Source organism: Mesorhizobium sp. WSM4307, from assembly GCF_007003945.1.
GTDB lineage: Bacteria > Pseudomonadota > Alphaproteobacteria > Rhizobiales > Rhizobiaceae > Mesorhizobium.
On the sequence record NZ_VFTB01000006.1, the window covers coordinates 425071 to 440578 of the forward strand.

A 15508-nucleotide genomic window follows, 5' to 3' on the forward strand; every position below is an offset into this window, starting at 1 on the left:
GCGAGAAGGCGCCTCAATCGTGATCCTGTTTCCTGCCATCGACCTCAAGGACGGCCAATGCGTGCGCCTGAAGCAGGGCGATATGGCGACCGCGACCATCTACAACGATGATCCCGCCGCGCAGGCAAAAGCCTTCGAGGACCAGGGTTTCGAATGGCTGCACGTCGTCGACCTCAACGGCGCCTTCCAGGGCCAGAGCGTCAACAGCGCGGCGGTCGGCGCCATCCTCAAGGCGACGAAGAACCCGGTGCAGCTCGGCGGCGGCATCCGCACGCTGGCGCAGATCGAGGACTGGCTCGACCGGGGGCTAGCCCGCGTCATCCTCGGCACGGTGGCGGTGCGCGATCCCGATCTGGTCAGGCAGGCCTGCAAGGCTTTCCCGGGCAAGGTCGCCGTCGGCATCGACGCGAAGGGCGGCAAGGTGGCCGTCGAGGGCTGGGCCGAGGCGTCGAGCCTCGGCGTCGTCGAACTGGCGAGGAAATTCGAGGGCGCCGGTGTGGCCGCCATCATCTACACCGACATCGATCGCGACGGCGTGCTGACCGGCATCAACTGGGACGCTACCATCGACCTCGCCGAGGCCGTGTCGATCCCGGTCATCGCTTCGGGCGGCCTCGCCTCGATCGCCGACATCGTGCGCATGACGATGCCCGATGCACGGAAGCTCGAAGGCGCAATTTCCGGCCGCGCGCTCTATGACGGCCGCATCGATCCGGCCGAGGCGCTGGCGATCCTGCAGGGCCGGCCCGCGGCGGAGGCGAAATCGTGAAAATCACCCTCATCCTGGCCTCCTATGACAGCGGCCACTATCACGGCGGCATGGGCCAGGGCCCGGACGCGCTGATCGCAGGCGGCCTGGTCGACGCCCTGACCATTGCCGGCCACGAGGTCGCGGTCGCGGATATCGGCAGGGTCGGTGACGACCAGGAACGCGAGATCGCCACCGGTTTCGCCGTCTGCAACGCCGTCTCTGGCGAGGTCCGCATTGCCATCGACAGGGGACGGTTCCCCATCGTGCTCGCTGGAAACTGCCTGACATCGGCCGGTGCGGTCGCCGGCGCGGGCGCCGATGCGATCATCTGGGCCGACCAGCATGGCGACCTCAACACGCCCGAGACCTCCGTCTACGGCTTTCTCGACGGCATGGCGCTGGCGACCGTGCTTGGCCTGTGCTGGCGCCCGATGGCAGCGGCCATTCCAGGCTTCAAGCCGATCGATCCCTCGCGCTGCGTGCTCCTCAATGCCCGCGATCTCGATCCGGCCGAGGAAGGGCTCCTCAAGACCTTGCCGGTGATCCGCACCGAATGTCCAGGCGTGGGGCCGGCAACCGCGAAACTGAGGGCTGCAGGCGCCAAAAGCGTGCACATGCATCTCGACCTCGACGTGCACGACCCCAAGGAGTTGCAGGCCAACCGCTACGCAACGTCAGGCGGGCCAAGCCCGGAACAATTGCGCGACGCGGCCTGCGCCATGGCCCTTGCCATTCCGGTCGTCGGCATCACTATTTCCGCCTACGATCCGGCCTTCGACGCGCAGGGCGACGTCCCGCCGCTGGTCGGCGAGCTGCTCAACGATCTCATCGCCACTATAGAGGGCCGCTGATGCTGAAAGCCCGTGTCATCCCATGTCTCGACGTCAAGGACGGCCGCGTCGTCAAGGGCGTCAACTTCGTCGACCTCATCGATGCCGGCGATCCGGTCGAGGCGGCCAAGGCCTATGACGCCGCCGGTGCCGACGAGCTCTGCTTTCTCGACATCACCGCCTCGTCCGACAACCGTGAAACCATCTTCGATGTCATCGCCTGCACCGCCGAGCAGTGCTTCATGCCGCTGACCGTCGGCGGCGGCGTGCGCCAGGTCGCCGACATCAGGAAGCTGCTTCTGGCCGGCGCCGACAAGGTGTCGATCAATACGGCGGCGGTGAAGAACCCGGATTTCGTCGCCGAAGCCGCCGACAAGTTCGGCAACCAGTGCATCGTTGTCGCCATCGACGCCAAGAAAGTGTCCGGTATCGGCGAGGCCGACCGCTGGGAGATCTTCACCCATGGCGGGCGCGAGAAGACCGGCATCGACGCGGTCGAATTCGCGCGTCAAATGGTCGATCGAGGCGCCGGCGAGATCCTGTTGACCTCGATGGACCGCGACGGCACCCAGGCCGGCTACGACATCGCGCTGACACGTGCGATCGCTGATGCGGTGCGCGCGCCGGTCATCGCTTCGGGCGGCGTTGGCACGCTGGATCACCTGGTCGAAGGCATTCGCGACGGCCATGCCGGCGCGGTGCTGGCGGCCTCGATCTTCCATTTCGGCACCTACACGATCGCCCAGGCCAAGGCGCATATGGCCGCCGCGGGGCTGCCGATGCGGCTGGACTCCTCGGGCGATCGGCCCTAGAGGCTGTTCCGGCTAAGAAAAGGGCCCCAGGCGCCATGGCTGAATTTTCGTTCTCCGATCTGGAGACAACCATCAGGGACCGCGCCCATTCCGGCGACCCGGATTCCTGGACAGCGAAACTGTTCGCGCGCGGTATCGACAAGGCCGCCCAGAAACTCGGCGAGGAGGCGGTCGAGACGGTGATTGCCGCCGTCAAGGGCGACAGACAGGGGCTCGTTTCCGAAAGTGCCGATCTTATATATCATTGGCTCGTCGTCCTCGGCCTCTCGGGTGTTCCGCTGAGCGACGTGCTCAAGGAGCTTGAAAGCCGCACCGGGCGTTCGGGCATCGCCGAGAAGGCGTCACGGCCCAAGGGCTGACCGCGAGGGAGGGCAGGAATCTCGATGGATCAGCTCGCGCCAACCGAGAAATATTCCCCCTTTCGCTTCTTCTCGGCCGAGCAATGGTCGCAATTCCGCGCCGACACGCCACTGACGCTGAGCGAGGACGAGTTCCGCCGCCTGCGTTCGCTCAACGATCCGGTCGACCTTGAGGAGGTCAAGCGCATCTATCTGTCGTTGTCGCGGCTTCTGTCCGCCCATGTCGAGGCGAGCCAGCTCTTGTTCCGGCAGCGCCAGGCCTTCTTCAACGCCGTCGACATCGTCAAGACGCCGTTCATCATCGGCATCGCGGGCTCCGTCGCCGTCGGCAAATCGACCACCGCACGCGTGCTGAAGGAGCTTCTGGCGCGCTGGCCGTCGAGCCCCAAGGTCGATCTTATCACCACCGACGGTTTCCTGCTGCCCAATGAGGTGCTGCGCCGCGAGAACCTGATGGAACGCAAGGGCTTTCCCGACAGTTACGACGTCGGCGCGCTGCTGCGTTTCCTCTCGGGCATCAAGTCGGCGCTGCCGGATGTCCGCGCGCCGGTCTATTCCCACCTCACCTATGACGTCATTCCCGGCGAGTTCGTCACCATCGACCGGCCCGACATTCTGATCTTCGAAGGCATCAATGTCCTGCAGCCGGGCAAGTTGCCGCAGGACGGCAAGATCGTGCCCTTCCTGTCCGACTTTTTCGACTTCGCCATCTATATCGATGCCGACGAGAAGCTGATCCACGAATGGTACATCTCGCGCTTCATGCGGCTGCGCGAGACCGCCTTCCGCAATCCGGACTCCTTCTTCCACCGCTACTCGCAGCTTTCGGAGGAAGCGGCACGCGCCATCGCCGAAGGCCTGTGGTCCAACATCAATCTGAAGAATTTGCGCGAGAACATCCTGCCGACCCGCGCCCGCGCCGACCTCATCCTGCGCAAGGGCGCCGACCATCTGGTCGAGGAAGTGGCGCTGCGCAAACTTTAAAGCAGTTCCAGGAAATGTGGCGGGCCTGTCACCGACAACCCCGCCACACGGCATTCATTTCATCCGCATCGCGGCTCAGCCATTGGCGAACGGCACCGCGACATAGATCTGGCTGCCGTCGCGTTCGACCAAAAGCAGCACCGACTTGCGGCCCGATTTGCTCGCCTGCGCGATCGCCTGCGTGACCTGCCTGGCACTCTTCACCGGAGCCTGGTTGACGGCGACGATGATATCGCCGGGTTGGACGCCGGCGGCGGCCGCCGCCTTGTCGGGATTGACGCTGGCGACCACCGCGCCGCGCTCGTCGTCGGCGAGGTTCAGCTGCTGGCGAATGTCGGGCGTGATGTCCAGCAGGCCGAGGCCGATCGCGGGTGCGCGCGCGCCCTGCTCGGCGTTCGGCGCGCCGGAGTCACCGGCCGATGCCGTCTTCACATCGTCGCTGTTTTGCCCGACGTTGACGGAAATCTGCATGGCCTTGCCCTTGCGCCAGACATCAAGCGTTTCCTTGGCGCCCGGCGAGACGTCCGCGACGGCCCGCGACAGGTCCTTGGGGTCTTTCACGTCCTGGCCGGCGAAGCCGGTGATGACGTCGCCGGTTTCGATGCCGGCCTTGGCCGCCGGCGAGCCGTCATTGACCTGCGAGACCAGTGCGCCGCCTGCATGATCGAGCCCTACGGCGGCAGCCACGTCCGGGGTCACCGGCTGGATCTCGACGCCGAGATAGCCGTATTCGATGTTGCCGCCCTTCATCAGCTTGGCGACCACCTTCTGGGCCTGGTCGGACGGAATGGCGAAGCCGACGCCGACGCTGCCGCCATTGGGCGAATAGATCGCCGTGTTGATGCCGACGACGTTGCCGTTCACATCCACAAGCGGGCCACCGGAATTGCCATGGTTGATCGGCGCGTCGATCTGGATGAAATCGTCGAACGGCCCGCTGTGCAGGTCACGGCCGCGTGCCGAAACGATGCCGGCGGTCACCGTGGTGCCGATGCCGAACGGGTTGCCGATCGCCAGCACCTGGTCGCCGGTCATCAGCTTGTCGGAATCGCCCCATTTGACGGTCGGCAGCGGCTTGTCGGCCTTGATCTTGAGCACCGCAAGGTCGTTCTTGGCGTCGCGGCCGACAAGCTTGGCGGGAAGTTCGGTGCCGTCGTCGAGCGTCACCTTGATCGAAGAGGCGCCGTCGACGACGTGATTGTTGGTGACGATGGTGCCGTCTGTGCCGACGATGAAGCCGGAACCGAGGGCTTCCTGGCGCGGTGCCTGCTGCGGCGGCGTCTTGGGCATTGGGGCGCCCTGATTGCCGAAGAACTGGCGGAAATAGTCGTCGAAAGGCGAACCGCCGTCGAAAGGCGAGGTTTCGCCCATGGTTTCAGCCTGTGCCTTCATGACCGTTGTGACCGTCACTACGGCCGGCTTGGTGGTGGCCACGACCGGCGCGAACGAGCCGTTCGGCGCCTTGATCCCCACGATTGGGGTCTGGGTCGTCGCAACGGCGTTGCTCAGGCCGGCGTTGCCGCCGCTTTGGGCAAACGAGACGACGACAGGGGAGATAATCAGCGCAGCGCCCAGCAGGGCGGCGACGCGATGTCTGCGAAGAATACCAAGAGGTGACATGGTCGTTCTGTCCGGGCGAGAGTTGATCCAGCGCCGCGGGCACCTTGGGAGAAGCGTCCACCGGCGTGTCGACGGCCGAACTGCCTGTCTCGCCGTACATGGCGGCCGGCCGGAGCGACACCGAGGTATTTAGGGTGCCGATCGGCCCGAATTAGGATTTTTGGCCGACCTTACGAAGATTTAATTCAGGGAGCGCTTACGGATTGTCATGCCGATGCAGATAGTCGGTCGCAATCTCGCGCATCCGCTTGCCGTCGAAGCTCGGTCCGTGGCCGCCATGGCCGATGCGGATCGGCAGGTCGAGCAGGCGCTGCATGGTGCTGGCATAGGCGGCCCGATCGGAATCCGGCAGCGAGTCGATCAGCGTGTCGTCGTAGATGGCATCGCCGCTGAAGAACAGTCCGTCGGCCTCGTCGAAAAGCGCGATCGAATCCGGCGAATGCCCGGGCAGGTGCAGCACGCGGAATTGCCGGTCGCCGAGATCGACCACGTCGCCCTCGTCAAGCGTCCGCGTCAGCGGTGCCGAGGGGATCTTGTAGTCGGCGGCCTTCCAGCCTGGCGCCGGCAATTTCGACACGGCGCCTTCGAGATCATGGAACATGTAGGCATAGGTCGCCGCCTCATCCATGCTCTCGAACTGCGCGGCGCTCATCCTCGGCCCGGCCCGCCACGGAAATTCATGCAGCGAGCCGACATGGTCGAGATGGATGTGGGTGGCGACGACCAGCAGCGGCTTGCCCTGCGGCGTCTCGATCTGCGGCGCCAGCGGGCAGATACCCATGCCGGTGTCGACCAGGAGGTCGGCGTCGCGGCCTCGCAGATGCCAGATGTTGGCGCGCACATAGTCATGCACGAACGGCTCGGTCAGCATCGTCGTCCTGTCGTCGACAATGCTCTTGCTGAACCACTCCATTAAACGAAAGGCTTCCCGACCTTGTACTTTTCCGGCACCAGCCGCTTGAGATAGGCCATGCCGGCCTCGGACAACTGGTTGACGTCGGGCTTCATGAAATCGTCAGGCATGTGACGGGTCTTGCCGGCGACGTTCTTCAGCGGCACCTTCTTCAGAACGGTCTTTGCGCCGTCATATTGCAGCGCCACGGAGCCGCCGCCCTGTTCGGCGACGGACACGGCGAAGGCGCCGGCATCGAACGCCTCTTGTGCGTCGACGGCGCTGATGGCGCCGACGTAGCCGCGCGGCATATAGCCGAGCGCGTCGACGCGGGCCCGCTTGCCCGGCAGGCCTTCGGCCAATGCGCGCTCGAGGGCTGCCGGCAGGTCGCTGCCCGACAATTTGACGTTGCCATGCGCGTCGCGCTCCAGCTTGTCCGGCGGTACCAGGCTTTCGACCAGCGCCTTGCCGTCGGCGGTGCTCACCCCTTCCGACACGGCGACGATGCAGCGCTTGTGGCGGTCGAGCGTGGCACGCACATCATCGATGAAGCCCGCGGCCGAGAATGGCCGCTCCGGCACGTACACCAGATGCGGGCCGCTGTCGGGATCGAGCTGCCAGGCGGCCGCCGCTGCGGTGAGAAAACCGGCATGCCGGCCCATCACGATGCCGACATAGATGCCGGGCAACGCGCGGAAATCGAGATCGACCGAGAGGAAGGCGCCGGCAACGAACTCGGCCGCCGAGATGAATCCCGGCGTATGGTCGTTCTCCTCCAGATCATTGTCGATGGTCTTCGGCGCATGGACGAAAGCGATCGAGCCGCCGGCGGCGTCGGTCAGGATCTGCTGTGTGCCCGACGTGTCGTTGCCGCCGATATAGATGAAGGCGTCGGCGCCGGCCTTCTTCAGGCCGTTGAGGATGACGTCGCAATAGGCCGCATCCGGTTTGTCGCGCGTCGAGCCGAGTGCCGCGCTTGGCGTTCCGGCGATCAGCCGCAGCCGATCCTCGGGGATGGCCGAAAGGTCGACATAATTGCCGTTGCGAATGCCGCGCACGCCATGGATGGAGCCCAGGACCTTGGCGCCCGGATGCCGCTTGCGGATCTCCAGCGTGGCGCCGACCACCGTCTGGTTGATGACGGCGGTCGGGCCGCCGCCTTGCGCGATGACAAAAGTTCCGGCCATTCCTGACGTCTCCCGAGCGATGGTTTTCAAGGCACCTTGGCCTGTCTTGCCGCATCACGCAACGGGAGAGTCGCGAGCATGATCCCGAAAAGTGGAAACGGGTTTTCGGCAAAAGTTCATGCTCGAACAGGAAGATGGAAGCGGCAGCGTAGGCCGCCCAAACAATCAGATGACGACGACCGGGTTTTTCTTCGAAACGCGGCTGTAGAGGTCGATGATGTCCTGGTTGATCAGGCGCACGCAGCCCGACGACATTGCCTGGCCGATGCTCCACCATTCGGGCGAGCCGTGGATGCGGTAGCCGGTGTCCCTGCCGTCCTGGTAGATGTAGAGCGCGCGCGCGCCGAGCGGATTGGTGAGGCCGCCGGGCTGGCCGCCCTGCCACTTCACCAGTTCGGGCTTGCGCTGGATCATCTCCGGCGGCGGCGTCCACGTCGGCCATTCCCGGCCATACTGGATGTTGGCGCGGCCGGACCAGCGGAAGCCGTCCTTGCCGATGCCGACGCCGTAGCGGATGGCGTCGCCGCCCGGCTGGACGAGATAGAGCATGCGCTCCTTGAGATGGACGACGATGGTTCCGGGCGCCTCGCCGGTCGTGTCGACGACAATCTGGCGGCGGAATTCCGGCTTGACCTTGAGATAAGGCACTTCAGGCACGTTGAAACCATTGTCCGTCAAAGAGGCGTACATCAGGTCGGGGCTGGTGATGTTCCTGTCGACGCTGATTGCCGGCCGCATCGGCGGTACGGAACCGGTGACCGTATTGTCGAGTTCGAGCGCCGGCATGCCACCGCCGGAAGTCGAGCAGCCGGCCGCACCGACCAGCGCCAGCGCGCCTGCCCCGGACAGGACGGCGCGGCGGGAAAGATGACGATCGGTTTCGATTGCGTCGCCGTTTCGTGGCGGCGTCGGACCTTGCGGCAACTCACGCATATACCCAAACCCTACGCTGTCGGCGGGAAGCACGGTCCGGCCGGATAGCGGGCATTTTCCTCATTCATGGTTGATAAAGCGTGAATGCCTTGCTCTGCCTGCATTTGCGCCTGGCATGGCGGCATCGGGCCGTCCCGAATGAACTGGCAACCGGACGTTGCTACATAAAAAGACCCAGGTCGGGTCATAATCCCGGCGCCGGCCTTTCCTACGCATCAGGCGGTCAGCGAGGGGCCTGCATGTGCAAGACGCTAAAAACCGACATCACGCTTGTTGCCGCTGCCATTGTCGCGGCCGCCTTGGTTCTCGGTGCCGATGTCAGCCTGGCCGATATCGTGAGCACGCTGGGCGGCGCGAACTGACGCCGACCTGCCTTTGGCGCAATTGATAGCACGGCAATTCCAGGGAAAGTGCGTGGCGGTCTTCCGCCCGAATGTTCGTAAAAACAAAAATCAGGCCTCTTTACATTGCCCCTAGGCTGAGGATTTATCCTTCTCCTTAACCCAAGGGAGACAGACATGTCCTTCGAGAACTGGGCCGCTTTCGCCGCCGCGTCGACCATCCTGCTCATCATTCCGGGTCCGACCATCCTGCTGGTCGTGTCCTATGCGCTGGGCCAGGGCTGGCGCACCGCTTTGCCGATGGCGGTTGGCGTGGCGCTCGGCGATTTCACCGCCATGACCTTGTCGATGCTCGGCATCGGCGCGCTGCTCGCCGCTTCGGCAACCGTCTTCACCATGCTGAAGCTGATCGGGGCCGGCTATCTGATCTATCTCGGCGTGAAACTGTTCCGCGCCGGCGGCGCGCTGAAAGCCGAGCCGCGCACCGACGCGGTGTCTTCGGCCAAGATGATGGCGCATGCCTGGCTGGTCACCGCGCTCAACCCGAAAAGCATCACTTTCTTCGTCGCCTTCCTGCCGCAGTTCCTCGACCGGCACGCCGATTTCTGGGCGCAGATGCTGATCTTCGAGACGACTTTCCTGGCGCTCGCCTTCGCCAATGCCTTCGGCTATGCGCTGATTGCGGCCCGCGCCCGAAACGTCGTGCGCAATCCCAAGGCGATCCGCATCTTCAACCGCACCGGCGGCACGCTGCTGGTCGGCTCCGGCATCGCCACGGTGGCGATGCGTTCGGGTAATTGATGTCCCGACGGGGACGCAGGTGAGGCCCCGAGGGCCTCACCATTTGACGCTGATACCCACATTGCCCTCGAGGATGCGGCGCTTGTCGCCGCCCAGATTGGTCGTGTAGTCGCCGGTGGCAAAGAGGCTGACCTTGTCGGTCACCTCAGCGACCACGCCGCCGCCGAACTCGAAGGAGGTCGACCGGCCCTCGGTCGAGATGTCGGTGGTGTCGAAATTGACATGGCTGGTGCCGCCGAAATCGTGCCAGATGTTGGCTTTGAGGTAGGGCTGCAGCGCCACGCCGTTGATGGTGGTCTCGCCCTGCAGCCGCGCACCCAGCCGGCCGCTGACGCTGTCGTCGGTATCGAAGGAAACCGACGAGAAGCGGTCGTTGGTGTCGTCGAGCGACAGATGCTGCCAGACCAGTTGCGCCTGCGGCTCAAGCGTCCAGCCCTGCGCCAGCGCGATTGGGTAGCCGCCTTCCAGGGAAGCGGTGACGCCTGTTCCGCCGACATCGATGCCGATGTCGCGCGACGATGTCGCGTCGCCGCCGAAGAAGGTGGCCATGAGGACGCCGTCAAGGTACCAGCCGCTTTGGCCGATCCGGGTCCAGTAACCGCCGATGCTGGTGCCGGTGACGTCGAGGCTGCCGACGAACAGATCGTTCCATCCCAGCGCCTGGCCGCGCAAATCGCCCTTCATGCTGGCATAGGCGACGAACAGGCCGGCGCGATCGATTCCGCCCGAGGCGGTGTCGCGGCCGAACACGTCGAAGCCCGCCTGGAGGCCGTACAGCGTGCCGTCGAAGGAGGGCGACACCGTTCCCGACCAGCCCATCTTGGCGTCCTGGCCATAGATGCGGCCCCAGACCGGCGATAGCTCGGGGTTCGACAGCAGGCTTTGCTCACCCCGCCGTTCGTGGAAGGTGCCGAGCGTCGTCATCGCCAGGTGTTCGGTCACCGGCGGCAAGGCCGAATAGACCGGCACCTCGATGCGGTAGAGCGGGATCACGGCTGCCTGCACCGCCGTCGCTCCGGGTGTCGGCGGCGCCGGCTGGACAGGCGGCGGGCCAGGCAGTGTCGGCACTGGAAGCGCCGGCGCTTCGGTCGGCACCACCGGCGGTGGTGGTGGCGGATCCGCCGGAGGCGCCGGTGGTGGTGGCGGCGGTGGTTCGGGTTGCGGGTCGCTGGCCTGCACGGGCGGTGTCGGGTCGACCGGCGGATTGTTGATGTCGCCCTCGCTCGGCGGCGGGGTCGGCGGCAGTTCGGAGGGCGGCGGCGGTGGCGGCTCGGCCGCCGGCGGCACCGGTTCCACCGGCGGAGGGGGCTCGACCGTCGGTGGCGCCGCGGCCGGCGTCGTCGGTGTTATCAGCGTCGAGCGCAGATACCAGTTCTCCTCGCTGCCGGCGCTGACGCCGCCCTTGAAAAGATAGTATTCGAAGGCGCCGGCGGCGACCGGCCCGTCAAGCGCGAAGGTCGAGGCGCCCGAAGTGGCGCCGTTGACCGCCTGGACGAGCATGATGCCGTCCTGTGTGGTCGCGGCACCCGCACCGCCGGCGTTGACCACGGAAATGCCGGTCGAGCCGGAAGCCGTGCCGCCCGAAAGCACCAGCCTGTCGGACGCGGAAGAATCGTCGCCGAGTTCGGTCTGGACAAGCAGCACGCCGCCGGCGCCGACATAATTGCCCGAAATCGTCAGCCGGTCGGTTGCGCCCGTGGCGCCGTTGGTCAGGTCGATGCGCCCGGCATTGGTCACTTCCGCCAACTGGCCTGCCGTGAAGGCCTGGATCGTCGAGTTGAAGCCGCCGCCATAGAGCGTGCTCGAAGCATCGACGCTGAGCGAGCCCGTGCCGGTGCCACTGTCGCCGAGCTTGAGATTGCCGTCGAGCATCAGCTGTGTGTCGTTGGTGGCGCTGATGCTTTCCCAGTTCTGGACCCGGCTGATCCCCTCCAGCTTGACGTTGTCGAAGGTCAGCGCATCGGTACCGAGGCCGCCATTCAAGGCATCCGTGCCGCCGAGATTGGCGTTGGTGAGGTTGCTGAGCTTGGCGGTATCGTTGTCGGCGCCGAGATCGACGGCGCCATAGATGATGCCGCCGCCATTCCAGACGAAACTGTCGGAGCCAAAGCTCATCAGTACATCGCCGCCGACCGTACCGCCTGATATCGTCACGCTGTCATTGCCGCCGCTGACGCTGATGTTGCCGCCGATCGTGCCGCCCGACAGGATGACGGTGTCCTGGTCAAAGCCGGTGACGAGGTTGCGGTCGATGGTGCCGCCGGACATGTTGAAATAGTTCTTGTCGAGCTTCATGTTGACCCGGCCGATGCGGCCGCCGGTCATCACGGCGTTGTCGCCATCGTCGAAGAAATCGACGATGCGCCCGCCTGTCATGGTGAATGTGTCCAGCCCGTCGCCCTGGTTGAGCGATCCGATCTGGCCGCCGCTCATGTTGAAATCGTCGATGCCGGCGCCCTGCTGGACATTGCCGGCGACGGTGCCGCCGCCGATGGTGAAGAAATCGGTGCCGTCGCCCTGGTCGACCGTGCCGGTGATGGTGCCGGACTGCATGTCGATGCGATCCATACCGGCGCCGAAGATGACGTTGCCGCTCACCTGCCCGGTGCCGCCTGCGGGAAAGGTCAGCGTGTTGTTGCCGCTGGTATCGGTAAGGCTGCCGCCGGAATCGCCGCTGTCGCAGGTGAAGGTGGTGTTTCCGGCCGACGGAACCAGAATGCAGGCCGCCAGGGCCGCGGAATTCGGCAGCAACACAAGTGCTGTAGTTGCAAATAAGCTAATAAACCATGGATGGATTTGCTGCGGCTTTCGCCACGACAAAGAATTCGACTGATCGACGTTTTCCGAACGGCCGTTCGGACGCTGTATTTCAAAATGCTGCATCGCGTCCCCCTCTCAGATCGCGATTACAAGCCCTTCGCCGCGCCGCAATGAAGCCACAATTCGTTCGCTTTTACAAAGCCTAATCTGCATTCGATGGTTGATGAACTGCAAAGGCAGCTGGCATGAACCTTGTGCAGTGCATGGATTGGCACGTCCGTGGCCCATGATTTAAGATCGCCTTGGCCTGAAGGGTCTGGGGCTTGTCCCAGGTCGATCAGAGGATGTTGCATGGCAATCAGGGACGCATTCGGCCTGACATTTTCGGGCGCCACCGAAGCGGGATTCACGCCCTACGGCCAGGCCGTGCGTGAATTGCTGTGCTTCATCGGCGATCCCGTCGCCTCCGTCGACCGTGCCATATCGGAGGATCCCGGTTTCGTCATGGCGCATGTTTTCAAGGGCTATCTCTTCGGCCTCGCCACCGAGCGCGACGCGACGGCGGTGGCCAGGGCTTGCCACGAGGCGGCGCTGCCGCTTGCCGCGACGACGCGCGAAGAGGCGCATGTCTTGGCCCTTGGCCACCTCGCCAACGGGCGCTGGCATGACGCCGCCAGGATCCTCGAGGATATCGCCATCGAGACCCCCCTCGACGCGCTGGCGCTGCAGGTCGGGCACCAGATCGACTTCTTCACCGGCAATGCCCGCATGCTGCGTGACCGCATCGCCCGTGCCTTGCCGTCATGGCAGGGCGGCATGCCGGGCTACCACGCTATTCTCGGAATGCAGGCCTTCGGGCTGGAGGAAATGGGCGACTATGCCAGGGCCGAACAGCTCGGTCGCGCGGCGGTCGAGATCGAGCCGCGCGACGGCTGGGCGCAGCATGCGGTCGCGCATGTCATGGAAATGCAAAGCCGGCAAAGGGACGGGATCGCCTGGATGCGCGCCAATCCCGAAGCCTGGACAAAGGAGAGCTTCCTGCAGGTGCACAATTGGTGGCACCTAGCGCTGTTCCATTACGATCTCGGCGAGATCGACCAGGTGCTGGCGCTCTATGACGGACCGATCTATGGCGCGCCATCGGCGATGGCGCTGAATATGGTCGATGCGTCGGCAATCCTGTGGCGGCTGCATCTCGGCGGCATCGATGTCGGTGACCGCTGGACGGCGCTCGCCGCCAATTGGCCCAAGGCCGGCGCCGGCGATTATGCCTTCAACGATGCGCATGCGATGATGGCCTTCGTAGGCGCCGGGCTCGACACCCCGGCGCGGACCTTGCTCGATGCCCAGCGCGAGGCCATGCGCGGCAATGGCGACAACGCCGCTTTCACGCGCGATGTCGGTCATCCGCTGACGCTGGCAATCAAGGCGTTCGGCGAGGGCAACTACACAGAGGCCGTGCACCTGATCCGGCCGATCCGGGCGATCGCCAACCGCTTCGGTGGCAGCCACGCACAGCGCGACGTCATCGACCTGACGCTGATCGAAGCGGCCTTGCGGGCCGGTGACCGCGCGCTCGCCGGGGCGCTCACGGCCGAGCGTTCGATGGCGCGGCCGGATAGCCCACTCTCCGTGCTGCTTGCGCGACGCGCGGCCGATTTGTCAGAGAATTGACCGCAAGCCGATCTTGCCTTAAAAACTGGCTCAGCCAGATTTTTTCGAGATCCGAAAAAAATAATTGGCATGGGAGGATGACATGTATCTCGGCCTCGACCTGGGCACGTCGGGCGTCAAGGCGCTGCTGATCGATGCCGGACAGACCGTCGTCGGTTCCGGCCATGGCTCGCTTGACGTCTCGCGGCCGCGTCCCGGCTGGTCCGAACAGGATCCGTCCCACTGGATACGCGCCTGCGAAGATGCGATCGCCGAACTCAAGGCTTCCCATCCCAGGCAATTCGCGGCGGTGAAAGGCATTGGCCAGTCCGGCCAGATGCACGGCGCGACCTTGCTCGATTCAGCTGACAAAGTGTTGCGCCCCTGCATCCTGTGGAACGACACGCGCAGCCATGTCGAGGCGGCGGCGCTCGACGCCGATCCGCGCTTCCGCAAGCTCACAGGCAACATCGTTTTCCCCGGCTTCACCGCGCCCAAGCTCGCCTGGGTGAAGAACAACGAACCCGCCGTCTTCGCCAAAGTGGCGAAGGTGCTGCTGCCGAAGGATTTCCTGCGGCTTTGGCTGACCGGCGAGCACATTTCCGAAATGTCCGACTCCGCCGGCACGTCCTGGCTTGATGTCGGCAAGCGCCGCTGGTCGCCCGAATTGCTGGCGGCAACGTCGCTCGACGACAAGCAGATGCCGTCGCTGGTCGAGGGCACCGAGAAGGCCGGTGGTTTGCGCGCTGAATTGGCATCGAAATGGGGCGTCGTGGCCGGCATCCCGATTGCCGGCGGCGCCGGCGACAATGCAGCCTCGGCCTGCGGCATGGGCACGGTCGGCGCTGGCCATGCCTTTGTCTCTCTCGGTACGTCGGGCGTGCTGTTTGCCGCCAACGCGTCCTATCTGCCCAACCCGGCAAGTGCCGTCCACACCTTCTGCCATGCGCTGCCCGACACCTGGCACCAGATGGGCGTGATCCTGTCGGCGACCGATTCGCTCAACTGGCTGTCGGAGATCACTGGAAAGAGCGCGGGTGAACTGACCGCCGAACTCGGCGAAGCGCTGAAGGCGCCGACCGGTGTATCCTTCCTGCCCTACCTCTCTGGCGAGCGCACGCCGCATAATGATTCCGCCATCCGCGGTTCCTTCACCGGGCTGGCGCATGAATCGAGCCGCGCGGTGCTGACGCAGGCAGTGCTCGAGGGCGTCGCCTTCGCCTTCCGTGACAGTCTCGAAGCCCTGAAGACAGCCGGCACCACATTGACGCGGGTGACGGCGATCGGCGGCGGCTCACGCTCGCGCTACTGGCTGAAATCGATCGCCACCGCGCTGCAGGTGCCGGTGGACATTCCCGCCGACGGCGATTTCGGCGCCGCCTTCGGTGCCGCCAGGCTCGGTCTGATCGCGGCGACGGGTGCCGCTCCGCTGGCCGTCTGCTCCGCCCCAAGGACGGATGCCACGATCGAACCGGATGCCAAGCTCGGCGGCGCCTATGCGGACGCCTATCATCGCTACCGGGCGCTCTATCCGGCAATCAGGAGTGCCACGGCGTGAACGATTTCTCGCCCACGCCGCGACTTC

The 15508-nt window shown here is 65.0% G+C and carries 14 protein-coding genes; 9 read left to right on the plus strand and 5 right to left on the minus strand.

The window, feature by feature from the left end; genetic code table 11:
- The first annotated feature begins 19 nt into the window (after nucleotides 1–19).
- From hisA to coaA, 5 genes are read left to right on the plus strand one after another with little or no spacing between them, the layout of a single operon-like run.
- A complete protein-coding gene (gene hisA, locus FJV83_RS17355; RefSeq protein ID WP_142886763.1) occupies nucleotides 20–769 on the plus strand; it encodes a 1-(5-phosphoribosyl)-5-[(5-phosphoribosylamino)methylideneamino]imidazole-4-carboxamide isomerase in 750 nt (249 codons plus the stop codon).
- A complete protein-coding gene (locus FJV83_RS17360) occupies nucleotides 766–1602 on the plus strand; it encodes an arginase family protein (protein ID WP_142886762.1) in 837 nt (278 codons plus the stop codon). Before hisA ends, FJV83_RS17360 begins: the two co-directional genes overlap by 4 nt.
- Nucleotides 1599–2393 carry an imidazole glycerol phosphate synthase subunit HisF gene (gene hisF, locus FJV83_RS17365; RefSeq protein WP_185973448.1) on the plus strand — a complete coding sequence of 265 codons (795 nt, stop codon included), beginning with the start codon at nucleotides 1599–1601 and terminating at the stop codon, nucleotides 2391–2393. The genes FJV83_RS17360 and hisF overlap by 4 nt, the downstream gene beginning before the upstream one ends.
- Before the next feature lie 35 nt (nucleotides 2394–2428).
- Nucleotides 2429–2752: a phosphoribosyl-ATP diphosphatase gene (locus FJV83_RS17370; RefSeq protein ID WP_095771495.1), complete on the plus strand. Its 324-nt coding sequence runs from the start codon at nucleotides 2429–2431 to the stop codon at nucleotides 2750–2752.
- 24 nt (nucleotides 2753–2776) lie between these two features.
- Nucleotides 2777–3736, plus strand: coding sequence for a type I pantothenate kinase (coaA, locus tag FJV83_RS17375; RefSeq protein WP_095771496.1), 960 nt, complete (start codon nucleotides 2777–2779; stop codon nucleotides 3734–3736).
- 75 nt (nucleotides 3737–3811) lie between these two features.
- Here the strand turns inward: coaA and FJV83_RS17380 are convergent, their stop codons facing one another.
- The 4 genes from FJV83_RS17380 to FJV83_RS17395 all read right to left on the minus strand — a co-directional run bounded on the left by FJV83_RS17380 (nucleotide 3812) and on the right by FJV83_RS17395 (nucleotide 8368).
- Nucleotides 3812–5356: a DegQ family serine endoprotease gene (locus FJV83_RS17380; RefSeq protein WP_095789387.1), complete on the minus strand. Its 1545-nt coding sequence runs from the start codon at nucleotides 5354–5356 to the stop codon at nucleotides 3812–3814.
- A gap of 196 nt (nucleotides 5357–5552) precedes the next feature.
- On the minus strand, nucleotides 5553–6269 hold the full coding sequence (locus FJV83_RS17385) for an MBL fold metallo-hydrolase (protein WP_095789388.1): 717 nt from the start codon (nucleotides 6267–6269) through the stop codon (nucleotides 5553–5555).
- Entirely contained in the window at nucleotides 6269–7435 is a 1167-nt protein-coding gene (locus FJV83_RS17390) for a diphosphate--fructose-6-phosphate 1-phosphotransferase (protein ID WP_142886760.1), read from the minus strand. Before FJV83_RS17390 ends, FJV83_RS17385 begins: the two co-directional genes overlap by 1 nt.
- A 165-nt stretch (nucleotides 7436–7600) precedes the next feature.
- The gene (locus FJV83_RS17395; RefSeq protein WP_142886759.1) at nucleotides 7601–8368 is read right to left on the minus strand and encodes a L,D-transpeptidase; all 768 of its coding nucleotides are present in this window, start codon (nucleotides 8366–8368) and stop codon (nucleotides 7601–7603) included.
- 239 nt (nucleotides 8369–8607) lie between these two features.
- Between FJV83_RS17395 and FJV83_RS37550 the strand changes: the two genes are divergently transcribed.
- Both FJV83_RS37550 and FJV83_RS17405 read left to right on the plus strand, forming a co-directional pair.
- The gene (locus tag FJV83_RS37550; RefSeq protein ID WP_095771501.1) at nucleotides 8608–8730 is read left to right on the plus strand and encodes a hypothetical protein; all 123 of its coding nucleotides are present in this window, start codon (nucleotides 8608–8610) and stop codon (nucleotides 8728–8730) included.
- A gap of 156 nt (nucleotides 8731–8886) precedes the next feature.
- Nucleotides 8887–9510: a LysE family translocator gene (locus FJV83_RS17405; protein ID WP_142886758.1), complete on the plus strand. Its 624-nt coding sequence runs from the start codon at nucleotides 8887–8889 to the stop codon at nucleotides 9508–9510.
- A 36-nt stretch (nucleotides 9511–9546) separates the two neighbouring features.
- Here the strand turns inward: FJV83_RS17405 and FJV83_RS17410 are convergent, their stop codons facing one another.
- Nucleotides 9547–12393, minus strand: coding sequence for an autotransporter outer membrane beta-barrel domain-containing protein (locus FJV83_RS17410; RefSeq protein ID WP_142887459.1), 2847 nt, complete (start codon nucleotides 12391–12393; stop codon nucleotides 9547–9549).
- 228 nt (nucleotides 12394–12621) lie between these two features.
- Here FJV83_RS17410 and FJV83_RS17415 point away from each other — a divergent pair, with 228 nt between their 5' ends.
- Both FJV83_RS17415 and xylB read left to right on the plus strand, forming a co-directional pair.
- Nucleotides 12622–13944: a tetratricopeptide repeat protein gene (locus FJV83_RS17415; protein WP_142886757.1), complete on the plus strand. Its 1323-nt coding sequence runs from the start codon at nucleotides 12622–12624 to the stop codon at nucleotides 13942–13944.
- A gap of 82 nt (nucleotides 13945–14026) precedes the next feature.
- On the plus strand, nucleotides 14027–15481 hold the full coding sequence (xylB, locus tag FJV83_RS17420; RefSeq protein ID WP_142886756.1) for a xylulokinase: 1455 nt from the start codon (nucleotides 14027–14029) through the stop codon (nucleotides 15479–15481).
- Nucleotides 15482–15508 lie beyond the last annotated feature (27 nt).

What these genes read in the sequence shown, in the direction of transcription:
- FJV83_RS17370 (WP_095771495.1), top strand. Translation starts at nt 2,429, where the DNA reads ATGGCTGAATTTTCGTTCTCCGATCTGGAGACAACCATCAGGGACCGC.
- FJV83_RS17415 (WP_142886757.1), top strand. Translation starts at nt 12,622, where the DNA reads ATGGCAATCAGGGACGCATTCGGCCTGACATTTTCGGGCGCCACCGAA.
- FJV83_RS17410 (WP_142887459.1), bottom strand. Translation starts at nt 12,393, where the DNA reads ATGCAGCATTTTGAAATACAGCGTCCGAACGGCCGTTCGGAAAACGTC.
- FJV83_RS17380 (WP_095789387.1), bottom strand. Translation starts at nt 5,356, where the DNA reads ATGTCACCTCTTGGTATTCTTCGCAGACATCGCGTCGCCGCCCTGCTG.
- FJV83_RS17385 (WP_095789388.1), bottom strand. Translation starts at nt 6,269, where the DNA reads ATGGAGTGGTTCAGCAAGAGCATTGTCGACGACAGGACGACGATGCTG.
- coaA (WP_095771496.1), top strand. Translation starts at nt 2,777, where the DNA reads ATGGATCAGCTCGCGCCAACCGAGAAATATTCCCCCTTTCGCTTCTTC.
- FJV83_RS17405 (WP_142886758.1), top strand. Translation starts at nt 8,887, where the DNA reads ATGTCCTTCGAGAACTGGGCCGCTTTCGCCGCCGCGTCGACCATCCTG.
- FJV83_RS17390 (WP_142886760.1), bottom strand. Translation starts at nt 7,435, where the DNA reads ATGGCCGGAACTTTTGTCATCGCGCAAGGCGGCGGCCCGACCGCCGTC.
- xylB (WP_142886756.1), top strand. Translation starts at nt 14,027, where the DNA reads ATGTATCTCGGCCTCGACCTGGGCACGTCGGGCGTCAAGGCGCTGCTG.
- FJV83_RS37550 (WP_095771501.1), top strand. Translation starts at nt 8,608, where the DNA reads ATGTGCAAGACGCTAAAAACCGACATCACGCTTGTTGCCGCTGCCATT.
- FJV83_RS17395 (WP_142886759.1), bottom strand. Translation starts at nt 8,368, where the DNA reads ATGCGTGAGTTGCCGCAAGGTCCGACGCCGCCACGAAACGGCGACGCA.